Origin of the sequence: Streptomyces sp. NPDC060031, assembly GCF_042736805.1 — a bacterium.
In the GTDB taxonomy this organism is placed as follows: Bacteria; Actinomycetota; Actinomycetes; order Streptomycetales; family Streptomycetaceae; genus Streptomyces.
Genome location: NZ_JBHWVM010000007.1, coordinates 1 through 21,743 on the forward strand (window position 1 = coordinate 1; position 21,743 = coordinate 21,743).

At 72.9% G+C, this 21,743-nt stretch carries 21 protein-coding genes; 18 read left to right on the forward strand and 3 right to left on the reverse strand.

Annotated elements, in window-relative coordinates:
- Nucleotides 1-265: 265 nt before the first annotated feature.
- A complete protein-coding gene (locus ACFWB8_RS04480) occupies nucleotides 266-1,201 on the reverse strand; it encodes a sigma-70 family RNA polymerase sigma factor (protein WP_385222386.1) in 936 nt (311 codons plus the stop codon).
- Nucleotides 1,202-1,386: 185 nt separating this feature from the next.
- On the opposite strand from ACFWB8_RS04480, the gene ACFWB8_RS04485 reads away from it, so the two are divergent.
- The 3 genes from ACFWB8_RS04485 to ACFWB8_RS04495 all read left to right on the forward strand — a co-directional run bounded on the left by ACFWB8_RS04485 (nucleotide 1,387) and on the right by ACFWB8_RS04495 (nucleotide 3,787).
- On the forward strand, nucleotides 1,387-1,518 hold the full coding sequence (locus ACFWB8_RS04485; RefSeq protein WP_377779130.1) for a hypothetical protein: 132 nt from the start codon (nucleotides 1,387-1,389) through the stop codon (nucleotides 1,516-1,518).
- Between the two features lie 209 nt (nucleotides 1,519-1,727).
- A complete protein-coding gene (locus ACFWB8_RS04490) occupies nucleotides 1,728-3,245 on the forward strand; it encodes an MFS transporter (RefSeq protein ID WP_377779131.1) in 1,518 nt (505 codons plus the stop codon).
- Nucleotides 3,246-3,370: 125 nt separating this feature from the next.
- Entirely contained in the window at nucleotides 3,371-3,787 is a 417-nt protein-coding gene (locus ACFWB8_RS04495) for a pyridoxamine 5'-phosphate oxidase family protein (protein WP_385222390.1), read from the forward strand.
- 68 nt (nucleotides 3,788-3,855) lie between these two features.
- Here the strand turns inward: ACFWB8_RS04495 and ACFWB8_RS04500 are convergent, their stop codons facing one another.
- Nucleotides 3,856-4,305 carry a nuclear transport factor 2 family protein gene (locus ACFWB8_RS04500; protein WP_377779126.1) on the reverse strand — a complete coding sequence of 150 codons (450 nt, stop codon included), beginning with the start codon at nucleotides 4,303-4,305 and terminating at the stop codon, nucleotides 3,856-3,858.
- 198 nt (nucleotides 4,306-4,503) lie between these two features.
- On the opposite strand from ACFWB8_RS04500, the gene ACFWB8_RS04505 reads away from it, so the two are divergent.
- The 12 genes from ACFWB8_RS04505 to ACFWB8_RS04560 all read left to right on the forward strand — a co-directional run bounded on the left by ACFWB8_RS04505 (nucleotide 4,504) and on the right by ACFWB8_RS04560 (nucleotide 17,269).
- The gene (locus ACFWB8_RS04505) at nucleotides 4,504-5,919 is read left to right on the forward strand and encodes an FAD-dependent monooxygenase (RefSeq protein ID WP_385222633.1); all 1,416 of its coding nucleotides are present in this window, start codon (nucleotides 4,504-4,506) and stop codon (nucleotides 5,917-5,919) included.
- Between the two features lie 64 nt (nucleotides 5,920-5,983).
- Nucleotides 5,984-6,682, forward strand: a complete 699-nt coding sequence (locus ACFWB8_RS04510) for an antibiotic biosynthesis monooxygenase family protein (RefSeq protein ID WP_385222393.1) — start codon at nucleotides 5,984-5,986, stop codon at nucleotides 6,680-6,682.
- A gap of 178 nt (nucleotides 6,683-6,860) precedes the next feature.
- Entirely contained in the window at nucleotides 6,861-7,190 is a 330-nt protein-coding gene (locus ACFWB8_RS04515; RefSeq protein WP_385222395.1) for a TcmI family type II polyketide cyclase, read from the forward strand.
- Entirely contained in the window at nucleotides 7,187-8,458 is a 1,272-nt protein-coding gene (locus tag ACFWB8_RS04520) for a beta-ketoacyl-[acyl-carrier-protein] synthase family protein (protein ID WP_385222398.1), read from the forward strand. Before ACFWB8_RS04515 ends, ACFWB8_RS04520 begins: the two co-directional genes overlap by 4 nt.
- Nucleotides 8,455-9,666: a ketosynthase chain-length factor gene (locus ACFWB8_RS04525; protein ID WP_377779123.1), complete on the forward strand. Its 1,212-nt coding sequence runs from the start codon at nucleotides 8,455-8,457 to the stop codon at nucleotides 9,664-9,666. Before ACFWB8_RS04520 ends, ACFWB8_RS04525 begins: the two co-directional genes overlap by 4 nt.
- A 62-nt stretch (nucleotides 9,667-9,728) precedes the next feature.
- Nucleotides 9,729-10,004 (forward strand): phosphopantetheine-binding protein, encoded by a 276-nt coding sequence (locus ACFWB8_RS04530; protein ID WP_377779122.1) that lies wholly within the window; start codon nucleotides 9,729-9,731, stop codon nucleotides 10,002-10,004.
- Between the two features lie 16 nt (nucleotides 10,005-10,020).
- Nucleotides 10,021-10,809 (forward strand): 3-oxoacyl-ACP reductase FabG, encoded by a 789-nt coding sequence (gene fabG / locus ACFWB8_RS04535; protein WP_377779121.1) that lies wholly within the window; start codon nucleotides 10,021-10,023, stop codon nucleotides 10,807-10,809.
- A 94-nt stretch (nucleotides 10,810-10,903) separates the two neighbouring features.
- Nucleotides 10,904-11,839 (forward strand): aromatase/cyclase, encoded by a 936-nt coding sequence (locus ACFWB8_RS04540; protein ID WP_377779153.1) that lies wholly within the window; start codon nucleotides 10,904-10,906, stop codon nucleotides 11,837-11,839.
- A 2-nt stretch (nucleotides 11,840-11,841) separates the two neighbouring features.
- On the forward strand, nucleotides 11,842-13,377 hold the full coding sequence (locus ACFWB8_RS04545; protein ID WP_385222403.1) for an FAD-dependent monooxygenase: 1,536 nt from the start codon (nucleotides 11,842-11,844) through the stop codon (nucleotides 13,375-13,377).
- Nucleotides 13,378-13,430: 53 nt separating this feature from the next.
- Nucleotides 13,431-14,936 carry an FAD-dependent monooxygenase gene (locus tag ACFWB8_RS04550; protein ID WP_377779149.1) on the forward strand — a complete coding sequence of 502 codons (1,506 nt, stop codon included), beginning with the start codon at nucleotides 13,431-13,433 and terminating at the stop codon, nucleotides 14,934-14,936.
- Nucleotides 14,937-14,994: 58 nt separating this feature from the next.
- Entirely contained in the window at nucleotides 14,995-15,885 is an 891-nt protein-coding gene (locus ACFWB8_RS04555; protein ID WP_385222408.1) for an alpha/beta hydrolase, read from the forward strand.
- A gap of 10 nt (nucleotides 15,886-15,895) precedes the next feature.
- A complete protein-coding gene (locus ACFWB8_RS04560) occupies nucleotides 15,896-17,269 on the forward strand; it encodes an MFS transporter (RefSeq protein ID WP_385222411.1) in 1,374 nt (457 codons plus the stop codon).
- A 33-nt stretch (nucleotides 17,270-17,302) separates the two neighbouring features.
- On the opposite strand, the gene ACFWB8_RS04565 is transcribed toward ACFWB8_RS04560, so the two are convergent.
- A complete protein-coding gene (locus ACFWB8_RS04565; RefSeq protein ID WP_385222413.1) occupies nucleotides 17,303-18,340 on the reverse strand; it encodes a methyltransferase in 1,038 nt (345 codons plus the stop codon).
- 260 nt (nucleotides 18,341-18,600) lie between these two features.
- Between ACFWB8_RS04565 and ACFWB8_RS04570 the strand changes: the two genes are divergently transcribed.
- The 3 genes from ACFWB8_RS04570 to ACFWB8_RS04580 are packed head-to-tail and all read left to right on the forward strand — an operon-like array spanning nucleotide 18,601 to nucleotide 21,733.
- On the forward strand, nucleotides 18,601-19,776 hold the full coding sequence (locus ACFWB8_RS04570) for an inositol-3-phosphate synthase (RefSeq protein ID WP_385222416.1): 1,176 nt from the start codon (nucleotides 18,601-18,603) through the stop codon (nucleotides 19,774-19,776).
- Complete coding sequence (locus tag ACFWB8_RS04575; protein ID WP_385222419.1) at nucleotides 19,773-20,894, forward strand: SCO3242 family prenyltransferase; 1,122 nt, start codon at nucleotides 19,773-19,775, stop codon at nucleotides 20,892-20,894. The genes ACFWB8_RS04570 and ACFWB8_RS04575 overlap by 4 nt, the downstream gene beginning before the upstream one ends.
- On the forward strand, nucleotides 20,891-21,733 hold the full coding sequence (locus ACFWB8_RS04580) for a sugar phosphate isomerase/epimerase family protein (RefSeq protein WP_377779117.1): 843 nt from the start codon (nucleotides 20,891-20,893) through the stop codon (nucleotides 21,731-21,733). The genes ACFWB8_RS04575 and ACFWB8_RS04580 overlap by 4 nt, the downstream gene beginning before the upstream one ends.
- The last annotated feature ends 10 nt before the right edge of the window (nucleotides 21,734-21,743 follow it).

Sequence of the window (21,743 nt, forward strand, 5' to 3'; positions counted from 1 at the left end):
TGCGCGAGGGCCCTGCCGGGAGAATTCGGCAGGGCCCTCGCGCATGTGCGGGAATTCGGCTCGTACGTCGATCGGTGCGGGCGGGTGCCGCCGTGGGCGGGGGACCGGGAACCACGGCGGCACGCCGGCGTGCGTCCGTGCCGGCGAGCAGGGGGGAGCCGCACGGCCCGGGCGCGGCCCCATCGTGGGCGGCCCGGGACGAGCGGGGGTGGAGCCCGGATGGCGACGCCCTCGAACGGGTCGGCAGGAGGGTCCGGGGCTCCCGCTAGCGGGTGTCCACGGAGTCGGTGTCCACGGAGTCGTCGGTGTCCACGGAGTCGGGGACCAGGATGTCGAGCCGGGCGACCTCGGCCGGGGCCATGACCACCGAGACCTGGGTGATCCGGTCCTGCGCGATGGTGAACATCATGACGCGGAAGCGGCCGTCGACGCGGGCGACGACGCCCATGCCGCCGTTGACGAACGCCACCTGGGCGCTCTGCGCGAACTGCGCGAACGTGGCCGCCTGGCGGGCCACCAGGGCCGCTCCGCGGACCGCCGACAGGGCTCCCGCCATGCCGTTGTCCGAGCGCGCCACCACATCCGGGTCGAGCACCTCCAGCAGCGCCTCGAAGTCCCCGCCGCGGGCGGCGCTCAGGAAGGCGTTGACGATCCTGCGCTGGCGGCCGAGGTCCGGCTGGGGCAGGGTCTCCGCGCCCCGGACCCGGCGGCGGGCGCGGCTGGCCAGCTGGCGGGCCGAGGCGGGGGTGCGCTCCGTGACGACGGCGATGTCCTCGAAGGGCACGGCGAACAGGTCGTGCAGGACGAACGCGAGCCGCTCGGCGGGGGTCAGCTTGTCCAGGACCACGAGCATGGCGGCGCCGACGGAGTCGGCGAGCACGGCCTCGGCCTGCGGATCGCTCGGGCGCGCCGCCCTGGCCGCGCCTTCGCCGGGGGCCGGCTCCACCGGCCGTACCTCCAGGGGCTCCTCGCGCCGGGAGGCCCGGGTGCGCAGCATGTCCAGGCAGACGCGGCCGACCACGGTGGTCAGCCAGCCGCCCAGGTTGTCGATCTCCGCGGAGTCGCAGCGGCTGAGCTTCAGCCAGGCCTCCTGGACGGCGTCCTCCGCTTCGCTGAGCGAGCCGAGTATCCGGTAGGCCACTGCCCGAAGACGCGTCCGTTCGTCCTCGAAGCGCTTCGCCAGCCAGTCGTGCTCGTCCACTGTCCCGTCCTTGCTTTCCGCGTCCGCCGGCAAGATGACGGACTGTCATCAGTTTTTATGCGGAAGGTAATTCTGTCAGTTCCGGGTCGAGTAGGGCACGTGCCGAGCGGTTCTCGAGTGATTCCTGAGCGGCTTTCCAGCAGATCTTGACAGCGTGGCCTGATCGGAAAGCAGAGGAGGAGCTGGTGCACGACATCCAAGAGGAACTCGACTGGCGTTCGTACAACCTCGTCATGGGAGCCCCGCCGCTGTGGCTCGCCGGCGCGGACGAGGAGGAGGAATGGGCGGACCCGCACATCGTGCGCGGCATCGACTGATAGACGGCCGGTCCGGCGGGACTCAAGGCGGAGTCGAGAGGCCCCGGGCACGCTGCCAGGCAGCGGAACTGCCAAGCGGAAGGTGGGGCGATGAAGCCGAGGTCCGGCGCGCGCCGCGGCCCGCGATCGGGGTCGGCCCTGTGGCTCGTCCCGGCGTCGTCGGCGACCGCTCTCACACACTCGATTCTGCATAGCTGAGGAGTTACCCAATGACTGCCCCCGACGTGGTCAAGAGCGGAAAGGGCACGGGAGCGGGCTACAAGCCCGGCGCGATCCTTGCCTTTGTCTGCATGGCCCAGTTCATGGTCTTCCTCGACGTGTCGATCGTGAATCTCGCACTTCCGTCCATCCAGGACGGGCTCGGCATGTCCGACGTCAGCCTGGAGTACGTGGTCACGGCTTACGCGACCGTACTGGGCGGCTTCCTGCTGCTCGGCGGCCGGCTCGCCGACCGCTACGGCCGCCGCCGGGTCCTGCAGACCGGTCTGGCCGTCTTCGCCCTGGCCTCGCTCGTGGCGGCCCTGTCCGACAGCGGCAACGTGCTGATCAGCGCGCGTGCCGTCCAGGGCCTCGGCTCCGCGATGATCGCGCCCTCGGCGCTGTCGATCCTGACCAACACCTTCCCCGAGGGTCCCGAGCGCAACAAGGCGCTCGGCCTGTGGGGTTCGCTCTCCGGTATCGCCTCGATCGTGGGCGTGATCCTCGGCGGTGTGCTCGCCGACGGCCCCGGCTGGGAGTACATCTTCTACATCAACGTGCCGATCGGTCTGCTCGGTGCCCTCTTCGCGGCGCGCGTCGTCCCGGACTCCAAGGCCGACGGCCCGCGTACCCGGTTCGACATCTTCGGTGCCGCGACGCTCACCAGCGCCCTGCTGCTGCTGATCTTCACCCTGGGTGAGGCCACGCACCGCGGCTGGGGCGACGGTCGCACGGTCGTCTCCTTCGTCATCGTGGGCGTACTGCTCGCGGCCTTCCTGGTGATCGAGACCAAGGTCGAGGCGCCCGTGATGCCGCTGCGCGTCTTCCGCCTGAAGTCGGTCAGCACCGCGAACATCGCGGCCGTGTCGGTCTTCGGTGCCTTCTCCGCCCTGTTCTTCTTCGCCAGCATCTTCATGCAGCAGGTGTACGGGTTCTCGCCGATGAAGGCGGGCTTCTCCTACGTGCCCCTCGCGTTCTGCGTCGCGGCCGGCGCGGGCATCGCCTCGGGCCTGATCGCCAAGGTCGCGGCCCGCATCGTGCTCCTGATCGGTCTCGCCGCCACCATCGGCGGTCTGCTGCTCCTGACGCGGGCCCCGGCCGGCGGCTCGTACGCGGTCGACCTGCTGCCCGCCTTCATCCTCCTCGGCATCGGCTGCGGCATGTGCTTCGTGACGCTGCAGATCGCCGCGTTCGCCGGCATCGCCGACTCGGAGGCCGGTGTGGCCGCGGGTCTCATCAACACCAGCCAGGAGGCCGGCGGCGCGCTCGGTCTCGCCGTCATCGTGACCATCGCCTACAACGGCCTCGCCGAGAAGCTGACCAAGGCCGGCGGCGACGTCGCCAAGGCCGTGGACGTACAGGAGTCGGCGAACCACACCGCCTTCTTCGCGGCGGCCTGCTTCGCGACGGTCGCCCTGCTCATCGCGGCCTTCTTCTTCCCGAACGCCAAGCCGCAGGCGCCCGCTCCGGCGGCGCAGGCGGACGGCGAGCCGGCCGCCGAGACCCCGCAGACGGTGACCGCGCACTGACGGTCTCCCGCTAGGAAGAGCTCAGTCAGACGGGGCAGTCCCCGCCCGCGGCGCCCCCCGGACCGAACCCGGGGGGCGCCGCGGCGCAGGGGCCCCTTCCACCCGCACCGCAGAAGGACGTACTCGTGTCGCAGCCCACAGCACGCGCCGCCGAACTCGCCGTGTCGGCGCAGGCCGACGCCTTTCTGACCGAACCGCACATAGCCACGCTGACCACGCTCAGGCCCGACGGATCGCCGCACGTGGCGCCCGTGCGGTTCACCTGGGACGCGGAGGCGGGACTGGCCCGGATCATGACCGTCGCCTCCTCGCGCAAGGCCCGCAACCTGCTCGCCGCGCCGGGCGGCCGCGCCGCGCTGTGCCAGGTCTCGGACTTCACCTGGGTCACGCTGGAGGGCACCGCCACGGTCGTCGACGACCCCGCCCGGGTCAACGACGGGGCGCGGCGCTATGCCAAGCGCTACTGGTCCGCGCCGCCGAACCCGCCGGGGCGGGTCGTCATCGAGATCGTGGTCGACCGCGTGGTGAGCCTGAACGTGTGACACCGGCCCGTGGACGACGTGTGCGGTGGCGCCGGTCCTGCGGCGCCACCGCACACGTCGTGGTCGGGTCAGTTCGCCCCGGGCGGGTTGCCCTCGGTCCACACGACCCGGAACGACAGCGAGCTCAGCCGCCAGCCCTCGGGGGTGCGGCGCGCCGCGCCGTTGACGAACGTGCCGGCCGCGAAGCGGGGTGCGGGGGTGCCCTCGGGGGCTGTGGCCGGCAGGTGGTGGACGTGGGTGGCGATGACGTTGGCCCGCAGTGTCGCCCGGTCCTCCCCCTCGAGGGCGACCACGGCCGGTGAGCCGAGGTGCTGGTGGCGCGCGAAGGCGTCGAGGGACTTCTGGTGGAAGGCGGGGAGGCCGTCGGCGCCCTGGTGCCGGGCGTTCGGGAATTCGATCACCGCGTCGTCGGTGAACAGCCCCTTGGCCCATCCCGCGTCGAGTATTTCGTCGTCGAGTGATATCAGATATGCGTCGAGGAGCGCGGCGACTTCGGCGGTCGATTGGCTTGATGTCATGCCTGAGGATGTGCGCGAATCAGGCTGGCGGCCAACCCTTCCTGTAAAGGATATGACGTTCTTGTGGAAAACCTGTACTAGCGGCTATTTACTGTCCCGGTAGCCCCTCGCAATACTGGGAAAACACCAGTCGGAAGAGGGCAGATGGACACCTTTGACGCGGACGTAATCATCGTTGGAGCCGGCCCCACCGGACTCATGCTCGCAGGTGAGCTGGGTCTGCATGGAGTCTCTGCCACCGTCGTCGAACGGCTCGCGGAGCCGATGAAGCAGTCTCGCGCCCTCGGATTCTCGGCGCGGACCATCGAGGAATTCGACCAGCGTGGACTTCTTTCCCGCCTGGGTGAGGTCGATGTCATTCCCTTCGGGCATTTCGGTGGAGTCCCCATCGATTATCGCTTGCTCGAGGGAGGCTCGTACGGGGCTCGAGGAATACCCCAGTCCCGCACCGAGGGAATGCTGGCAGGCTGGGCGGCGGAAAAGGGCGCCCAGGTGCGCCGCGGTGTCGAGGTCACCGGTCTGGAGAACGACGAGGACGGGGTGACCCTCCAGGTCACCACTCCCGAGGGCCCGGGCACGCTGCGCGCCCGCTACGTGGTGGGCTGCGACGGCAGCCGCAGTGCGGTGCGGCGCCTGGCCGGGATCGCCTTCGAGGGCACCGACGCGGCCATCGAGCTGCGCTTCGCCGACGTGGCCGGCGTGCCGCTGCGCCCCCGGTTCAGCGGTGAGCGGGTGCCCGGCGGCATGGTGATGGTCCTGCCGATCGGTCCCGACCGCAGCCGCGTCATCTACTTCGACCGCTCGGAGCCGCTGCGCACGAGCAGCGAGCCGATCACCTTCGACGAGGTCGCCGAGGCGTTCTTGCGGCTGACCGGCGAGGACATCAGCGGCGGGACGCCGCTGTGGGTCAGCTCGACCACCGACACCAGCCGTCAGGCCGCCGAGTACCGGCGCGGACGCGTCTTCCTCGCGGGCGACGCGGCCCACATCCACCTGCCGATCGGCGCGCAGGGCATGAGCTCGGGCGTGCAGGACGCGGTCAACCTCGGCTGGAAGCTCGCCCTGGACATCCAGGGCCGGGCCCCCGAGGGGCTGCTCGACTCGTACGAGAGCGAGCGCCGGCCCGTCGCGGCCCGGATCCTGACCAACACGCTGGCCCAGCGCATCCTCTACCTCGGCGGCGACGAGATCACCCCGATGCTGGAGGTCTTCGCCGAACTGGTGGACTTCCCCGCGGTGCAGCGCCACCTCATCGGCATGGTGACCGGGCTGGACATCCGCCACGACGTCGGCGAGGGCGAGCACCCGCTGCTCGGCCGGCGCCTGCCGGACCGCGAGGTCGTGGTCGGCGGCGCCAAGAAGAGCAGCCTCGAACTCCTGCACGGCGGCCGCGGCGTGCTGCTGGACCTGCACGACAACGCCGCGCTGCGCCAGGCCGCGGAGGGCTGGTCCGACCGCGTCGACACGCTCACCGTCGCGAACTTCGACTGTGACGCGCCGCTGGACGGCCTGCTGATCCGCCCGGACGGCTACGTCGCCTGGGCCCCGCCGCCCGGCGCGCCCACCGAGGGCCTCACCCAGGCGCTCACCCGCTGGTTCGGCGAGCCCGCCTGAGGCTGCGCCGCCCCGTAAGCCATCTGTCCTGTTCACCTGTTCCCCCTTGAGGAAGCGAAGAGACATGCCCAAGATCTCCACCGAGGACAAGCACCTCACCGTCCTCAACCTGTTCACCACGGATGTTCCGGAGAACCAGGACAAGCTCGTCCAGGAGATGCGGAAGATCGTCGACGCCGCCACCTACGAGGGCTGGATGTCCAGCACCGTCCACGCGGGCGTCGACTCGCCGGGCACCGCCAACTTCATCCAGTGGCGCAGCGGCGAGGACCTGGAGGAGCGCTACAAGGGCGACGAGTTCAACCACCGCACCCTCCCGGTCTTCGGTGAGATCACCACCTCGATCAAGCTCCTGCAGAACGAGGTGGCCTTCACCCAGGAGCACCCGTCGCTGGGCGGCTCCATCGAGATCGGCCCGCACCGTGACGACTACACCGCCATCGCGGTGTTCCCCGTCCTGAAGGAGAACCAGGAGGAGCTGATCGACGCCCTCGGCCCCGGCCAGGGCTTCTTCCTGGAGACCCCGGGCTTCCGCTCGCACGTGGTGCTGCGCGGCCTGCGCGCCCGTGGTCTCGAGGGCTCCTTCGTCGTCTCCTACTCCCAGTGGGAGAGCAAGGAGGCGTACGACGCCTACAAGGCCGTGCCGCAGGACCAGAAGCCGGCCAGCCGGGTGGCCGCCGAGGGCCGCTGCCGCGCGGTCGTCGCCGGGATCCCGGACATCAACACCTACCGCGTCGTCCACACCCGTTCCGCCGGGGAGTAAAAAGCCCCCCGCTTTCCGTCCCCGGAAGGACGCGGAACGCCCGGCTCCCCTCCGGGAGCCGGGCGTTCCCGGGCGCTCCTCGAAGCGCCTTCCGCCGGCACCCGCCCCCGCCCGGGACGACGCGGGAGCGGCCGCCGGGGTGTACCGCAACAACCGCAACTTCTGAGGAGCGAACCGTATGCACAGCACGCTGATCGTCGCCCGGATGGACCCCGGCTCGAGTGCGGACGTGGCCCGGCTGTTCGCCGATTTCGACGCGACGGAGATGCCCCACCTGATGGGAACGCGGCGGCGCCAGCTGTTCTCGTACCGGGGCCTGTACTTCCACCTCCAGGACTTCGACGCCGACAACGGCGGCGAGCTCATCGAGGGCGCGAAGAGCGACCCGCGCTTCGTCGGGATCAGTGAGGACCTCAAGCCGTTCATCGAGGCCTACGACCCGAAGACGTGGCGCTCCCCCGCCGACGCCATGGCCACCCGTTTCTACAACTGGGAGGGTCGGGCGTGACCGGGCGACGCGTTGTCATCACCGGCATGGAGGTGCTCGCGCCCGGCGGTGTCGGCCGTGAGAACTTCTGGAACCTGCTGAGCGACGGCCGTACGGCCACGCGCGGCATCACCTTCTTCGACCCGGCGCCCTTCCGCTCGCGGGTGGCCGCCGAGGTCGACTTCGACCCGTACGCCCACGGCCTGTCCCCGCAGGAGGTCCGGCGCATGGACCGCGCCGGGCAGTTCGCGGTCGTCGCCTCGCGCGGCGCGGTCGCCGACAGCGGGCTGGACATCTCCTCGCTCGACCCCTACCGGGTCGGCGTGACGGTGGGCAGCGCGGTCGGCGCCACGATGGCGCTCGACGAGGAGTACCGGGTCGTCAGCGACGGCGGCCGGCTCGACAACGTCGACCACCGCTACGCCTCCCCGCACCTGTACAACCACATGGTGCCGAGCTCGTTCGCGGCCGAGGTCGCCTGGGGCGTCGGCGCGGAGGGCGCCAGCACGGTGGTCTCCACCGGCTGCACCTCCGGCATCGACTCGGTCGGCTACGCGGTGGAGCTGCTGCGCGAGGGCACCGCCGACGTCATGATCGCCGGCTCCTCGGACGCCCCGATCTCCCCGATCACGATGGCCTGTTTCGACGCGATCAAGGCCACGACCCCGCGCTACGACGACCCGGAGCACGCCTCGCGGCCCTTCGACGGGACGCGCAACGGGTTCGTCCTCGGCGAGGGCGCGGCCTTCTTCGTCCTGGAGGAGCTGGAGAGCGCGCAGCGTCGCGGCGCGCACATCTACGCCGAGATCGCCGGCTACGCGAGCCGCTCCAACGCCTACCACATGACCGGACTGCGTCCGGACGGCGTGGAGATGGCCGAGGCGATCCGCCTGGCCCTCGACGAGGCGCGGATGAACGGCGACGAGATCGACTACATCAACGCGCACGGCAGCGGCACCAAGCAGAACGACCGCCACGAGACGGCGGCGTTCAAGAGGAGCCTGGGCGAGCACGCGTACCGCACGCCGGTCAGCTCCATCAAGTCGATGGTGGGTCACTCGCTGGGCGCCATCGGCTCCATCGAGATCGCGGCCTCCGCGCTGGCCATGGAGCACAACGTGGTCCCGCCGACCGCCAACCTGCACACTCCGGACCCGGAGTGCGACCTCGACTACGTCCCCCTCACCGCGCGCGAGCAGCTCACCGACGCGGTCCTGACCGTGGGCAGCGGATTCGGCGGCTTCCAGAGCGCCATGGTGCTGGCCAATCCCGAGAGGAGCCTCGTATGAGCGCCTCGGTCGTCGTGACCGGCCTCGGCGTGGCAGCCCCCAACGGGCTGGGCGCACAGGACTACTGGTCGGCCACCCTGGCCGGCAAGAGCGGTATCGGGCGGATCACCCGCTTCGACCCCTCCGACTACCCGGCCAAGCTGGCCGGGCAGATTCCCGGCACGACCGCGGACGACGCGCTGCCGAGCCGGCTGCTCCCGCAGACCGACCGGGTGACGCGGCTCGCGCTCGTCGCCGCGGACTGGGCGCTGGAGGACGCCGGGGTGCGGCCCGCGGAGCTCGACGGCTTCGATATGGGCGTCGTCACCGCGAGTGCGGCCGGCGGCTTCGAGTTCGGCCAGGGCGAGCTGCAGCGTCTGTGGAGCAAGGGCAGCCAGTACGTGTCCGCGTACCAGTCCTTCGCCTGGTTCTACGCCGTCAACAGCGGCCAGATCTCGATCCGCAACGGCATGAAGGGCCCGGCCGGGGTCGTCGTCAGCGACCAGGCGGGCGGCCTCGACGCCGTGGCCCAGGCCCGCCGGCAGGTCCGCAAGGGCACCCGGATCATCGTCTCCGGAGCCGTCGACGCCTCGATCTGCCAGTGGGGCTGGGTGGCGCAGCTGGCCAGCGGCCGGCTGAGCACCTCGGAGGAGCCCGGCCAGGCGTACGTGCCGTTCGGCCGTGACGCCCAGGGCTTCGTACCGGGCGAGGGCGGCGCGATCCTCATCATGGAGTCCGCCGAGTCGGCCCGCGAGCGCGGCGCCGAGATCTACGGCGAGATCTCCGGGTACGGGGCGACCATCGACCCGAAGCCCGGCAGCGACCGCGTTCCGGGTCTGCGCAAGGCCATCGAGCTCGCGCTCGCCGACGCCGGCGCGGCGCCGGGCGAGGTGGACGTGGTCTTCGCCGACGGAGCCGCGGACCCGCGCCTGGACCGCGGCGAGGCCGACGCCATCAACGCGGTGTTCGGCGCCCGGTCGGTGCCGGTCACCCTGCCCAAGACGATGACGGGCCGCCTGTACGCGGGCGCGGCCCCGCTCGACCTGGCCGCGGCCTTCCTGTCGATGCGCGACGGGGTCATCCCGCCGACCGTCAACGTCGACCCGTGCGCCGAGTACGAGCTCGACCTCGTGCTGGACCAGCCGCGCCCGGCCGCCGTGCGCACCGCGCTCGTGCTGGCCCGGGGCCACGGAGGCTTCAACTCCGCGATGGTCGTCCGCGCCGTCTAGCCACTCCGCTACCACCGCTTGGGCATGCCGCAGAGGTGTGCCGTACCGATGAAGGGAACGACATGGCCAGCAAGTCTTTCACCCTCGAGGATCTCAAGCGCATCATCCTCGAGGCCGCGGGTGTGGCGGAGGGCGTCGACCTCGACGGCGACATCCTGGACACCACGTTCGCGACGCTCCAGTACGAGTCGCTCGCGCTGCTGGAGGCCGGCAGCCTCATCGAGCGCGAGTACGGCATCTCGCTCGACGAGGAGGCCGTGGACGACACCCTCACCCCGCGCGCGCTCATAGACGTCGTCAACGCGCTGCTGCCCTCCTCCGCCGCCGTGGCCGCGTGAAGGGGCTGATCTCGGGATGACGCAGAACACGACGGCACGAGTCGCACTGATTTCGGGCGCGACGAGCGGGATCGGCCTGGAGTCGGCCCGGCTGCTGGCCCAGCAGGGGCACCGGGTGTTCATCGGCGCGCGCAGCGCCGAGAACGTGGCCGCCACGGTCAAGGAGCTCCAGGCCGAGGGCCTCGACGTCGACGGCGGTGTCCTCGACGTCCGCGACGGAGCCTCGGTGACGGCCTTCGTCCAGGCCGCGGTGGACCGCTTCGGGACGGTCGACGTCCTGGTCAACAACGCCGGCCGGTCCGGCGGCGGCGTGACCGCGGACATCGCGGACGAGCTGTGGAACGACGTGATCGAGACCAACCTCAACAGCGTCTTCCGGCTGACCCGCGAGGTGCTGACGACCGGCGGGATGCGGAACAAGAGCCGCGGCCGGATCATCTCCATCGCCTCCACCGCGGGCAAGCAGGGCGTCGTCCTCGGCGCCCCGTACTCGGCCTCCAAGCACGGGGTGGTCGGCTTCACCAAGGCGCTCGGCAACGAGCTCGCCCCCACCGGCATCACGGTCAACGCCGTCTGCCCGGGGTACGTCGAGACGCCGATGGCGCAGAAGGTGCGCCAGGGCTACGCGGCCGCCTACGACACCTCCGAGGACGCCATCCTCGAGAAGTTCCAGTCGAAGATCCCGCTCGGCCGCTACTCCACGCCGCAGGAGGTCGCCGGCCTGGTCGGCTACCTGGCCTCGGACACGGCGGCGTCGATCACGGCGCAGGCGCTCAACGTCTGCGGCGGGCTCGGCAACTTCTGATCCGCCGCCAGGCGGGCACATTCGCGGACCCCTCCCAGGGCCTCCGGGCACGCGGGCCCGGAGGCCCTGACCGAAAAACCTTAAGGAATCGAAGATGACGACCCGTGAGGTTGAGCACGAGATCACCATCAGCGCCCCGGCCGGTGCCGTCTACCGGCTGCTGGCCGAGGTGACCAACTGGCCGCGGATCTTCCCGCCCACGATCCACGTCGACCGGGTGGAGGCCGAGGGGTCCGAGGAGCGGATCCGGATCTGGGCCACCGCCAACGGCGACGCCAAGAACTGGACCTCGCGCCGCACCCTCGACCCCGAGGGCCTGCGCATCACCTTCCGCCAGGAGGTTCCGGCCGCGCCAGTGGCCGCCATGGGCGGCACCTGGATCCTGGAGCCCCTCGGGGAGTCCGAGACCCGGGTCAGGCTGCTGCACGACTACAGCGCGATCGGCGACGACGCGCACGACCTGCTGTGGATCGAGCGGGCCGTCGACAAGAACAGCACCTCCGAGCTGGCCGCCCTCAAGGACAACGTCGAAGCCGCCCACGCGGCCGAGGACCTGACCTTCTCCTTCACCGACACCGTGGAGATCAACGGGTCGGCGAAGGACGCCTTCGACTTCATCAACGAGGCCGACCGGTGGGCGGAGCGCCTGCCGCACGTGGCCGTCGTACGGCTCACCGAGGACGTCCCGGGCCTGCAGACGCTGGAGATGGACACGCGCGCCAAGGACGGCTCGGTGCACACCACCAAGTCGTACCGGGTCGTCTTCCCCGACCACAAGATCGCCTACAAGCAGGTCACGCTGCCCGCGCTGATGACCCTGCACACCGGTGAGTGGACCTTCGTGGAGAAGGACGGCGTCACCGCCGCCTCCTCGCAGCACACGGTCACCCTCAACACGGCCAACATCGCCAGGATCCTCGGCGAGGAGGCCACGGTGGCCGACGCCCGCGCGTACGTCCACACGGCGCTGAGCACCAACAGCACGGCGACGCTCAACCACGCCAAGGCCTACGCCGAGCAGAAGAGCTGACCATGGCGGACCTGCTGGACACCCAGGTCGTTGTCGTCGGGGCCGGCCCGGTCGGGCTGATGCTCGCCGCGGAGCTGCGCCTCGGCGGCGCCGACGTGGTCGTGCTGGAGCGGCGGCACGCGGCCAGCAGGGAGTCGAGGGCCTCCACGCTGCACGCCCGCACCATGGAGATCCTCGACATCCGCGGCCAGATCGAGGAGTTCGGCAGCCCGCCGAACGAGCCGCGCGGCCACTTCGGCGGCATCCCGCTGGACCTGACGCTGCCCGGGCCCTATCCCGGGCAGTGGAAGGTCCTGCAGACCAGGACCGAGGCGCTGCTGGAGGAGTGGGCGCTGTTCCTCGGCGTCGACATCCGGTGCGGGCACGAGCTGCTCGCCCTGTCCGGCGGCGGCGAGGACGACGCGGCCACCGAGTACATAGAGGCGCAGGCCGTGCGCCGCGACGGCACCGCCGTCCGGGTACGGGCCCGCTACCTGGTCGGCTGCGACGGCGAGGACAGCACCGTACGCCGGCTCGTCGGCGCGGCCTTCCCCGGCCACGACGCCGGGCGGGAGCTGATCCGCGCCGACGTCTCCGGGATCGACATCCCCAACCGGCGCTTCGAGCGGCTGGAGCAGGGCCTGGCCATCGCCGCGCGGCGGCCGGACGGGGTGACCCGGGTGATGGTGCACGAGTTCGGCTCCACCGCGCGGCCCCGTACCCGGGACGCCGAGTTCGTGGAGGTCGCCGACGTCTGGAAGCGGGTCACCGGGGAGGACATCAGCGGGGGAACCCCGCTGTGGGTCAACGCCTTCGGGGACGCCAGCAGGCTGCTGGAGAGCTACCGCCACGGCCGGGTCCTGTTCGCGGGCGACGCGGCCCACAAGCAGATGCCCATCGGCGGCCAGGCCCTGAACCTGGGGCTGCAGGACGCCTTCAACCTGGGATGGAAACTGGCCGCCGAGGTGACCGGCCGGGCCGCCGACGGGCTGCTGGACAGCTACCACAGCGAGCGGCACGCGGTGGGCCGGCGGGTGCTGGCCAACATCGAGGCGCAGGCCGGGCTGCTGCTCGGCGGCCCCGAGGTGGAGCCGCTGCGGTCGGTGCTGACCGAGCTGATGGGTCTCGAACCGGTACGGGCCCACCTGGCCGGAATGATCAGCGGGCTCGACGTCCGCTACGACGTCGGCGGTGACGGGGAGGCGGACCGCCATCCGCTGCTCGGCGCCCGGCTCCCGGTGCTGCGGCTGGTGTCCGCAGTGCCGGTCGCGGGTTCGCTGACCACCGCCGAACTGCTGCGCACCGGCCGCGGACTGCTGCTGGACCTGGGCGGCGCCGAGGTGCCGGCCTCGGTGCGCGACGCCTGGGCCGACCGGGTCGCGACCGCCGCGGCCCGGCCCGCGGAGCCGGGCGGACCGCTGGACGGGGCCGCCTGCGTCCTCGTACGCCCGGACGGCCACGTCGTCTGGGTCGGCTCCGCCGGCCAGGCGGGCCGGGGCGGCGGGGCGGGCGACGGACTGCGCGGGGCCCTTGAGCGCTGGTTCGGCGCGCCGCGCTGAACCGGACCCCGCGCACTGAAGACTCAACCCAGAAGCCAGAGAAGAGGACCCCCATGGAAGGGACAGCCGTGGACGCGGACGTCATCATCGTCGGCGCCGGCCCCACCGGGCTGATGCTCGCCGGCGAGCTGCGCCTGGGCGGGGCGAGCGTCATCGTCACCGAGCGCCTCACCCAGCCCACCGGCCAGTCCCGTGGCCTCGGCTTCACCGCACGCGCCATGGAGGTGTTCGACCAGCGCGGGCTGCTGCCGAGGTTCGGGCAGGGCGAGACGCTGGAGACCAGCCCGCTGGGCCACTTCGGCGGCGTGCAGTTCGACTACACGGTGCTGCCCGGCGCCCACTTCGGGGCCCGCGGCATCCCGCAGAACATCACCGAGGGCGTGCTGGAGGACTGGGCCGGCGAACTCGGCGCGGACATCCGGCGCGGCTGGGACTTCCTGGACCTGTCCGAGGGCTTCCTGGACGGCGACGGCGTCGAGATCACCGTGTCCACCCCGGACGGCGTGCAGCAGCTGCGCGCCTCCTACCTGGTGGGCTGTGACGGCGGACAGAGCAGCGTCCGCAAGGCCGCCGGGATAGGTTTCCCCGGCAGCGCGGCCACCCGCGCGATGTTCCTCGCCGACGTCACCGGCTGCTCGCTGCGCCCGCGGTTCCTCGGCGAACGCCAGCCCAACGGCATGGTCATGGCCGCGCCGCTGGCCCCCGGAGTGGACCGCATCATCGTCTGCCCCGACGGGACCCCGGCGCGCGGGCGCGACGCCCAGCCGGTGACCTTCGCCGAGGTCGCCGACGCCTGGGAGCACATCACGGGCGAGGACATCCGGGCCGGCGGGGCCGAATGGGTCAGCTACTTCACCGACGCCGCCCGCCTGGCCACCGACTACCGGCGCGGCCGGGTCCTGCTCGTCGGCGACGCGGCGCACATCCACCTCCCGGCCGGCGGCCAGGGGCTGAGCACCGGTGTGCAGGACGCCGCCAACCTGGGCTGGAAGCTGGCCGCGGTCGTGGCCGGCGGCGCCCCCGAGGACCTGCTCGACACCTACCACGGCGAGCGGCACCCGGTCGGCGAGCGGCTGCTGATGAACACCAGCGCCCAGGGCACGGTGTTCCTCGGCGGCGCCGAATCGGACCCGCTGCGGGCGCTGTTCGCCGAGCTCATCGGCTACGACGACGTCAAGCGTCACCTGGCCGGCATCGTCAGCGGCCTCGACATCGCCTACGACCTCGGCGAGGGCGGCCACCCGCTGGCCGGCCACCGGATGCCGCAGCGCTCGCTCGTCACCGCCGACGGCGAGGAGACCAGCACCACCCGCCTGCTGCACCAGGGGCGCGCCGTGCTCCTCGACCTCGCCGACAGTCCCGCCCTGCGCGCGGCCGCGGCGGGCCGCTCCCACCAGCTGAACATCACCACCGCCACGGCCAAGCCCGTGGACGGCGACGACCCGCTGAACGGCACGGCGGCGCTGCTCATCCGTCCCGACGGGCACGTTGCCTGGGGCGGGGACAGCGCCGAGGAACTCGACCACGCTCTGAGCCGCTGGTTCGGCGCAGCGCATTGACCACGCCGCCGGGCCCGCACCGCGGGCCCGGCCGCCGGCCGCACCACGGGGGTAACCGATGGACAGCACAGCGACGGTCCCGGCAACACTCGCGGGTCTCTCCCCGGGCGTGCGCCGGATCACCCTGGACGCGGCGGGGGTCACCCTGTCCGCGCTGCTCAGCATGCCCGAGCACATCGAGCCGCGGGCCACGGTGATCGCCGTGCACGGCGGCGGGATGAACGCCGGCTACTTCGACGGGCAGGCCCACCCGGAGACGTCCCTGCTCGCCCTCGGGGCGAGCCTGGGCTACACCGTCCTCGCGGTCGACCGCCCCGGGTACGGGGAGTCCGCCGCGCTCTTCCCCGACGGCCTCGCGCTCGCCGGACAGGCGGTCCTGCTGCGCGCGGCCCTCGCCGACTTCACCTCCCGCTACCCCTCCGGGGCGGGCCTGTTCCTCCTCGCGCACTCCTACGGCGGCAAGCTGGTCATGTCCACCGCCGCCGGGCTGACCGGCGACGACGGGCTGCTGGGCCTGGACATCTCCGGCTGCGGCCACCGCTTCGCCCCGGGCGACCCGGTGGAGGGACTCAAGGACAACCGGCGCCAGTGGGGGCCGCTGCGCCTCTACCCGCCGCGGACCTTCCGCCACAGCTCGGCCGTGGTGGCCCCGATGCCCTCGCGCGAGCAGGGCGAACTCGGGCACTGGACGGAGCTGTTCGCCTCGCTCGCGCCGCGCATCCAGGTGCCCATCCGGCTGACCTTCGCCGAGCACGAGGCGTGGTGGCACCACGGCGAGCACGACCTCGCCGACCTGGCGAGCCGGCTGACGGCCGCGCCCCGGGTGCAGATCGACCGGCAGCCCGACGCCGGGCACAACATCAGCCTCGGCTGGGCCGCCCGCTCGTACCATCTGCGGGCCCTGGCCTTCCTGGAGGACTGCGTGACCCGGACCGGGCGCGGAGCGTGACCGCCCGCTCATGAGCCACAGCCGCATCGCGTACGCGTTCCGCTCGCTGTCCGTCCGCAACTTCCGGCTGTTCGCCGGCGGCCAGGTGGTCTCCGCCGCCGGCACCTGGATGATGGTGGTGGCCCAGGACTGGCTGGTCCTGGGCCTGACCGACGGCTCGGGCACCGCCCTGGGCGTGGTCACCGCGCTCCAGTTCGCCCCGCTGCTGTTCACGCTGTACGGGGGCCGGCTCGCCGACCGCCACGACAAGCGGATGCTGCTGACCGCCGCCAACCTGGCCTCCGGGGCGCTGGCCCTGGTGCTCGCCGTGCTCGCGCTCGCGGGCTCCGTACAGCTGTGGCACATCTGGCTGTGCGCGTTGGGCCTCGGGGTGGTCAACGCCGTCGAGATCCCGACCCGGATGGCCTTCGTCAGCGAGCTGGTCGGCCCCGAGCTGCTGCCCAACGCGTCCGCTCTCAGCGGGGCGTACTTCAACATCGCCCGGGTGGCCGGGCCGGCCCTGGCCGGCCTGCTCATCACCTTGCTCGGCACCGGCTGGGTGATGGTGGTCAACGCGGCCAGCTACCTGGCGACCGTGGCCGGGCTGCGGATGATGCGGCCCGGCGAACTGCTGCGCGGGGCGCGGGCGGCCGGGCCGGTGAAGGTCTCGGACGGGCTGCGCTACGTACGCGACCGCCCCGACCTGTCGATGCCGGTGCTGCTGGTCGGCGCCATCGGGCTGTTCTCGCTCAACTTCCAGCTGCTGCTGCCACTGCTGGCCAAGACCGTCTTCGACGCCGGTGTGAACTCCTTCGGGCTCATGACCACGGCGTACGCGGGCGGCGCGCTGCTGTCCGCGCTGGTGACCACCTCCCGGCGCGGGCGCCCCGCCGCCCGTACGGTCATCCTGGCGGCGCTGGGGCTGGGTGTGGCGGAGATCGCCGCGGGCCTGGCGCCGAACTTCGGCTCGGCGCTGGTGCTGCTGTTCGTGACGGGCTTCGCCGCGCTGTACTTCGCGCAGGCGGCCAACCACCGGATCCAGCTGGGCAGCGACCCCGCGTACCGGGGCCGGGTGATGGCGCTGTACACGCTGATCCTCCAGGGCAGTACCCCGCTCGGCAGCCTGCTGGTCGGCGCGCTCGCCGAGCACGCGGGGGCCCGCTCGGGCCTGTTCCTCGGCGGGTTCGCCTCGGTGGCGGCGGCCCTGGTGGCCGCGGCGGCCGCCGCGCGCAGCGTCCGCAACCGGTCCGACGGGCTCGCGGGGGCCGCGGACGCCGCGGGCGTCGAGGGCGTCGAGGGGCCGGCGGGAGCGACGGGCGTCACCGGAGCCACCGGGCCGACGGGGTCCACCGGGCCGACGGGGCCGGGCGGCGGGTGGGCGCACAAGAGTGCGCGGCGGCCCTGAGGGCCGCCGCGCGGTGGTGCTGGAACCGCCCGGTCACACCGGGCGGGCCTCGATGATGGAGATGGCCGCGGCGGTCTGGTGGACGCCGGTGAGCTCGAATCCGGCGCTGGCCAGCAGCTCCCCGTACTGCTCCTCGGTGCGCTCCTTGCCGCCGACCAGCAGCATCAGCCACAGGTCGATCAGCTTGGCGGAGTGCGCCGAGTTGCCCGGGGTGGGCACCATCTCCATGAGCAGGATCCGGCCGTCGGGGCTGATGGCCTCGCGGATGTTGCGCAGGATCTCCAGGGCCTGGTGCTCCGGCCAGTCGTGGACGATGTGCTTGAGGATGTACGCGTCGCCGCCGGACGGCGGGACGTCGAACAAGCCGCGGTTCTCGACGGTGACGCGGTCGGCGACCCCGGCGCCGGCGAGGAACTCGTGGGCCCCGTTCGTCTCGATGCGGGGGTCGACCAGGATCCCGCGGCTGTTCTTCGCGCGCTCCAGGATGCCGGCCAGCAGGCCGCCCTGGCCGCCGCAGAAGTCGACGATGGTGGCGTAGCGGGAGAAGTCGTAGGCCGACACGATCGGCAGGGTCTCGGTCACGGACATGCCGCCCATGCCGTTGGTGAAGACCTCGCCGTACTCCTTGTCGAACTCCAGGTAATCGAAGGCGCCCATCCCGCGGTGCTTGGGCAGGCTGGCCTCGCCGGTGCGGACGGAGTCCACGAGGAAGGCCCAGTCCTCCCAGTGGGTGGGGTGGCCCATCAGCAGCGCGGTGTCGCGCATGGACATGTCGACGTCCGAGCGCAGCGCGCTGCCCATCGGGGTGAGGGCGAAGCGGCCGTCCTTCTGCTCGGTGAATATCGAGTAGCTGGCGAGCAGGCGCAGCAGCCGGTAGAGGGACTCGGGGTGGGCCTCGACCCGGCCGGCCAGTTCGTCGATGGTCAGCGGTCCGTCGGCCAGGGCGTCGGCGACGTTCAGTTCGGCGGCGGCGTAGATGGCCTGGGTGACCATCGAGCCCTGGGCGAGTTCGAGGAGGGCGAACGGCGCGGGCGCGAGCTTCCGGGTCAGTCGCTGAAGACCCGACCGCACTCCTTCTACGGTGCGGATGACGCGCGGGGGTGGCAATGCGGGCATGAGTCTCCTCCGGAGAGCCGGCGATCGATCCTGGAATCCTGGAAGACAGAGTGGGGCCGGCCGCAAGACAACGGCTCGGGCCGGTCTCGATGTCGGCTCGAGAATGCGGCGCTCTCGATGTGGGCTCGAGAGCCCGGGGTTACGTTTTCGTCCCGCAGGTCCAATTCCAGCCAGGCCTGCGGACGACAAGCGCCGACGTGCTCTGGAGGCCGGCCATGCCGCATCCCATCGACACCGACACCGACACCGCCCTCGCCACCGATCCGCCCGGCGCCGCTCCCGGTCCCGCGACGGGAGTGTGGCTGATCGGGGCGCGCGGTTCCGTGGCCACCACGGTGGTCGCGGGGGGCGCCGCGCTGGCCGCGGGGCTGTGGCCGGCGGCCGGACTGGTCACCGAGAGCGCCGCGTTCGCCGGCAGTGGGGTGCCGCCACTGGGCTCGCTGGTCTTCGGCGGGCACGACGTGGCCGCCGGGACGCTGCCCAAGCGGGCCGAGGAACTGGCCGCGGGCGGCGTGCTGCCGTACGGGCTGGTGTCGGCGGTGCACCGGGAACTGGCCGACGCGGACGCGGAGATACGCACGGGCGGGCCGCTGCCGGGTGACGGGCGCTCCGACGAGGAGCTGGTGGCCGCCTTCGCCGCGGACATCGCGGACTTCTCCCGCCGCCGCGGGACGGCCCGTACGGTCGTGGTCAACGTGGCCTCCACCGAGCCGGCGGCGGTGGCCGGTGCGGGGCGGCTGCCGGCCAGCACGCTCTACGCGCGCGCGGCCGTGCGGGCGGGCTGCCCGTACGTCAACTTCACGCCCTCGGCGGGGCTGCGGCACCCGGCGGCCGAGGCGGAGGCCGCCGCGTCGGGGCTGCCGTACGCGGGACGGGACGGCAAGACGGGGCAGACGCTGCTGCGCTCGGTGCTGGCGCCGATGTTCGCGCAGCGCGAGCTGCGGGTGCTCGCCTGGTCGGGGGCGAACCTGCTCGGCGGCGGTGACGGCGCGGCCCTCGGCGGGGACCCGGCCGCGGCCGCCGCGAAGAACGCGGGCAAGAGCCGGGTGCTGCTGGACGCGCTGGGCTCGCTGCCCGAGGGCCAGACGCACATCGACGACGTGCCGGCGCTCGGCGACTGGAAGACGGCCTGGGACCACGTCGCCTTCGAGGGGTTCCTCGGGACCCGGATGACCCTCCAGACGACGTGGCAGGGCTGCGACTCGGCGCTCGCCGCGCCGCTGGTGCTGGACCTGGCCCGGCTGCTCGCGCGGGCGCACGAGGTGGGGCTGGCCGGGCCGCTGCCGGAGCTGGGCTTCTACTTCAAGGACCCCGACGGCGACGAGGCCGCGCTGTCGCGGCAGTACGACGAGCTGCTGGCGTTCGCCGCGCGGCTGGGCGGCGCGCGGTGAGCGGACGCGGGGGCCTGGGGGCTTGGGCGCAGCTGCTGCGGATCTCCGCGCTGTTCACCGTTCCCGGGGACGCGCTGGCGGGCGCCGCGGCGGCCGGGGTGCGGCCGGGGCCGCGGACGGCGCTGGCCGTCGGGGCGTCGCTGTGCCTGTACTCGGCGGGAATGGCGCTCAACGACTGGGCCGACCGGGAGGAGGACGCTCGGGAGCGTCCGGGCCGGCCGATCCCCTCGGGGCGGATCCGGCCGGGTGCGGCGCTGGCCGCGGCGGGCGGGCTCACGGCCGCCGGGGTGGCGCTGGCGGCCTGCGCGGGGCGCCGGCCGGCGGCGGTCGCGGGGGCGCTGGCGGGCACGGTCTGGGCGTACGACCTGGGCCTGAAGCACACCCCGGCGGGCCCGGCGGCGATGGCCGCGGCGCGGTCGCTGGACCTGATGCTGGGCGCGGTGGCCTCCGGCGGTGCGGCCGCGGGACCTGGTGCGGGACCAGGTGCGGGGGGTGGCGGGCTGCGGCCCGTGCTCGCTTCCGCGGGGATGCTGGGCGTGCACACGTACGCCGTCACCGCGGTCTCGCGGCGCGAGACCCAGGGCGGGGCGCCCGCGACGGCGCTGGCCGCGCTGGCCAACACGGCGGTGCTGGCGGTGCTCACCGGGGGCGGTTCGGCCGTCCTGTGCGCGGTGGCGCCGGCGGCGTCCCGCGCCCAACTCCCGTCCGAGCCGGGCCCGGCGGTGTCCCTGGCGGGCCGCGGCCCGTCCGCCCTCCTGTGGGCCCTTTCCCGCCCCGCCCCGCCGGGCGCCCCCGCCCTGCGGGCCCTCGCCGCGGGTGGGCTGGCGGCCTCTTTGGTGGCCGGGATGCGGGCGTTCGGCGGGGGCGAGCGGTTGCGGGTGGCTGCCGGGGCCGGGATGGCCGGGATGTACGCCGTCACCGCCGGGCGGCCGCTGTGGCATGCGGCGCTCAATCCGTCGCCGCCGCTCACCCAGCGGGCCGTCGGCGGAGGGATCCGGGCCATGATCCCGCTGCAGGCGGCGCTCGCCGCGCGGGCCGGGGCGCCCGGGACGGCGCTCGTCCTCGCCGGCCTCGTTCCCGTGGCCCGGCGCCTCGCCCGGAAGGTGAGCCCCACATGAGCCTGAAGCTGGGCTACGGCACCAACGGCCTGACCGACCTGCGCCTGGACGACGCCCTCGCCCTGCTGGCCGACCTCGGCTACGACGGCGTCGGCCTGACCCTCGACCACATGCACCTGGACCCGATGACCCCCGGCCTCGCGGCCCGCACCCGGCACGTGGCCCGCCGCCTCGACCGGCTCGGGCTCGACGTCACGGTGGAGACCGGCGCCCGCTACGTCCTCGACCCGCGCCGCAAACACGGCCCTTCGCTCCTGGACCCGGACCCCGACCTGCGGGCGGCCCGGGTGGGCCTGCTCGTGCGGGCCGTACGCGTCGCCGCCGACCTCGGCGCGCACGCCGTGCACTGCTTCAGCGGCATCCGGCCCGCGGAGAGCGACCCCGACACCGCGTGGAAGACGCTCGCGCACACCCTCGGCCCCGTCCTCGACGCGGCCGAGAGCGCCGGGGTGCCGCTCGCCATCGAGCCCGAGCCGGGCCATCTGCTCGCCACCCTCGACGACTTCCACCGGCTGCGCACCGAACTCGGCAGCCCGGGCGCCCTCGGCATCACCCTCGACATCGGGCACTGCCAGTGCCTGGAGCCGAGCCCGCCCGCCGAGTGCGTGCGCGCGGTCGCCCCCTGGCTGCGGCACGTCCAGATCGAGGACATGCGCCGCGGGGTCCACGAGCACCTGCCCTTCGGCGAGGGCGAGATCGACTTCCCGCCCGTGCTGGCCGCCCTGGAGGAGGTCGGCTACCGGGGTCTGACCGTCGTGGAGCTGCCCCGCCACTCCCACGCGGGCCCCGAACAGGCCGCCCGGTCCCTGCGATTCCTGCGCGATGGAGGCACCCCGTGACGATCCCCCA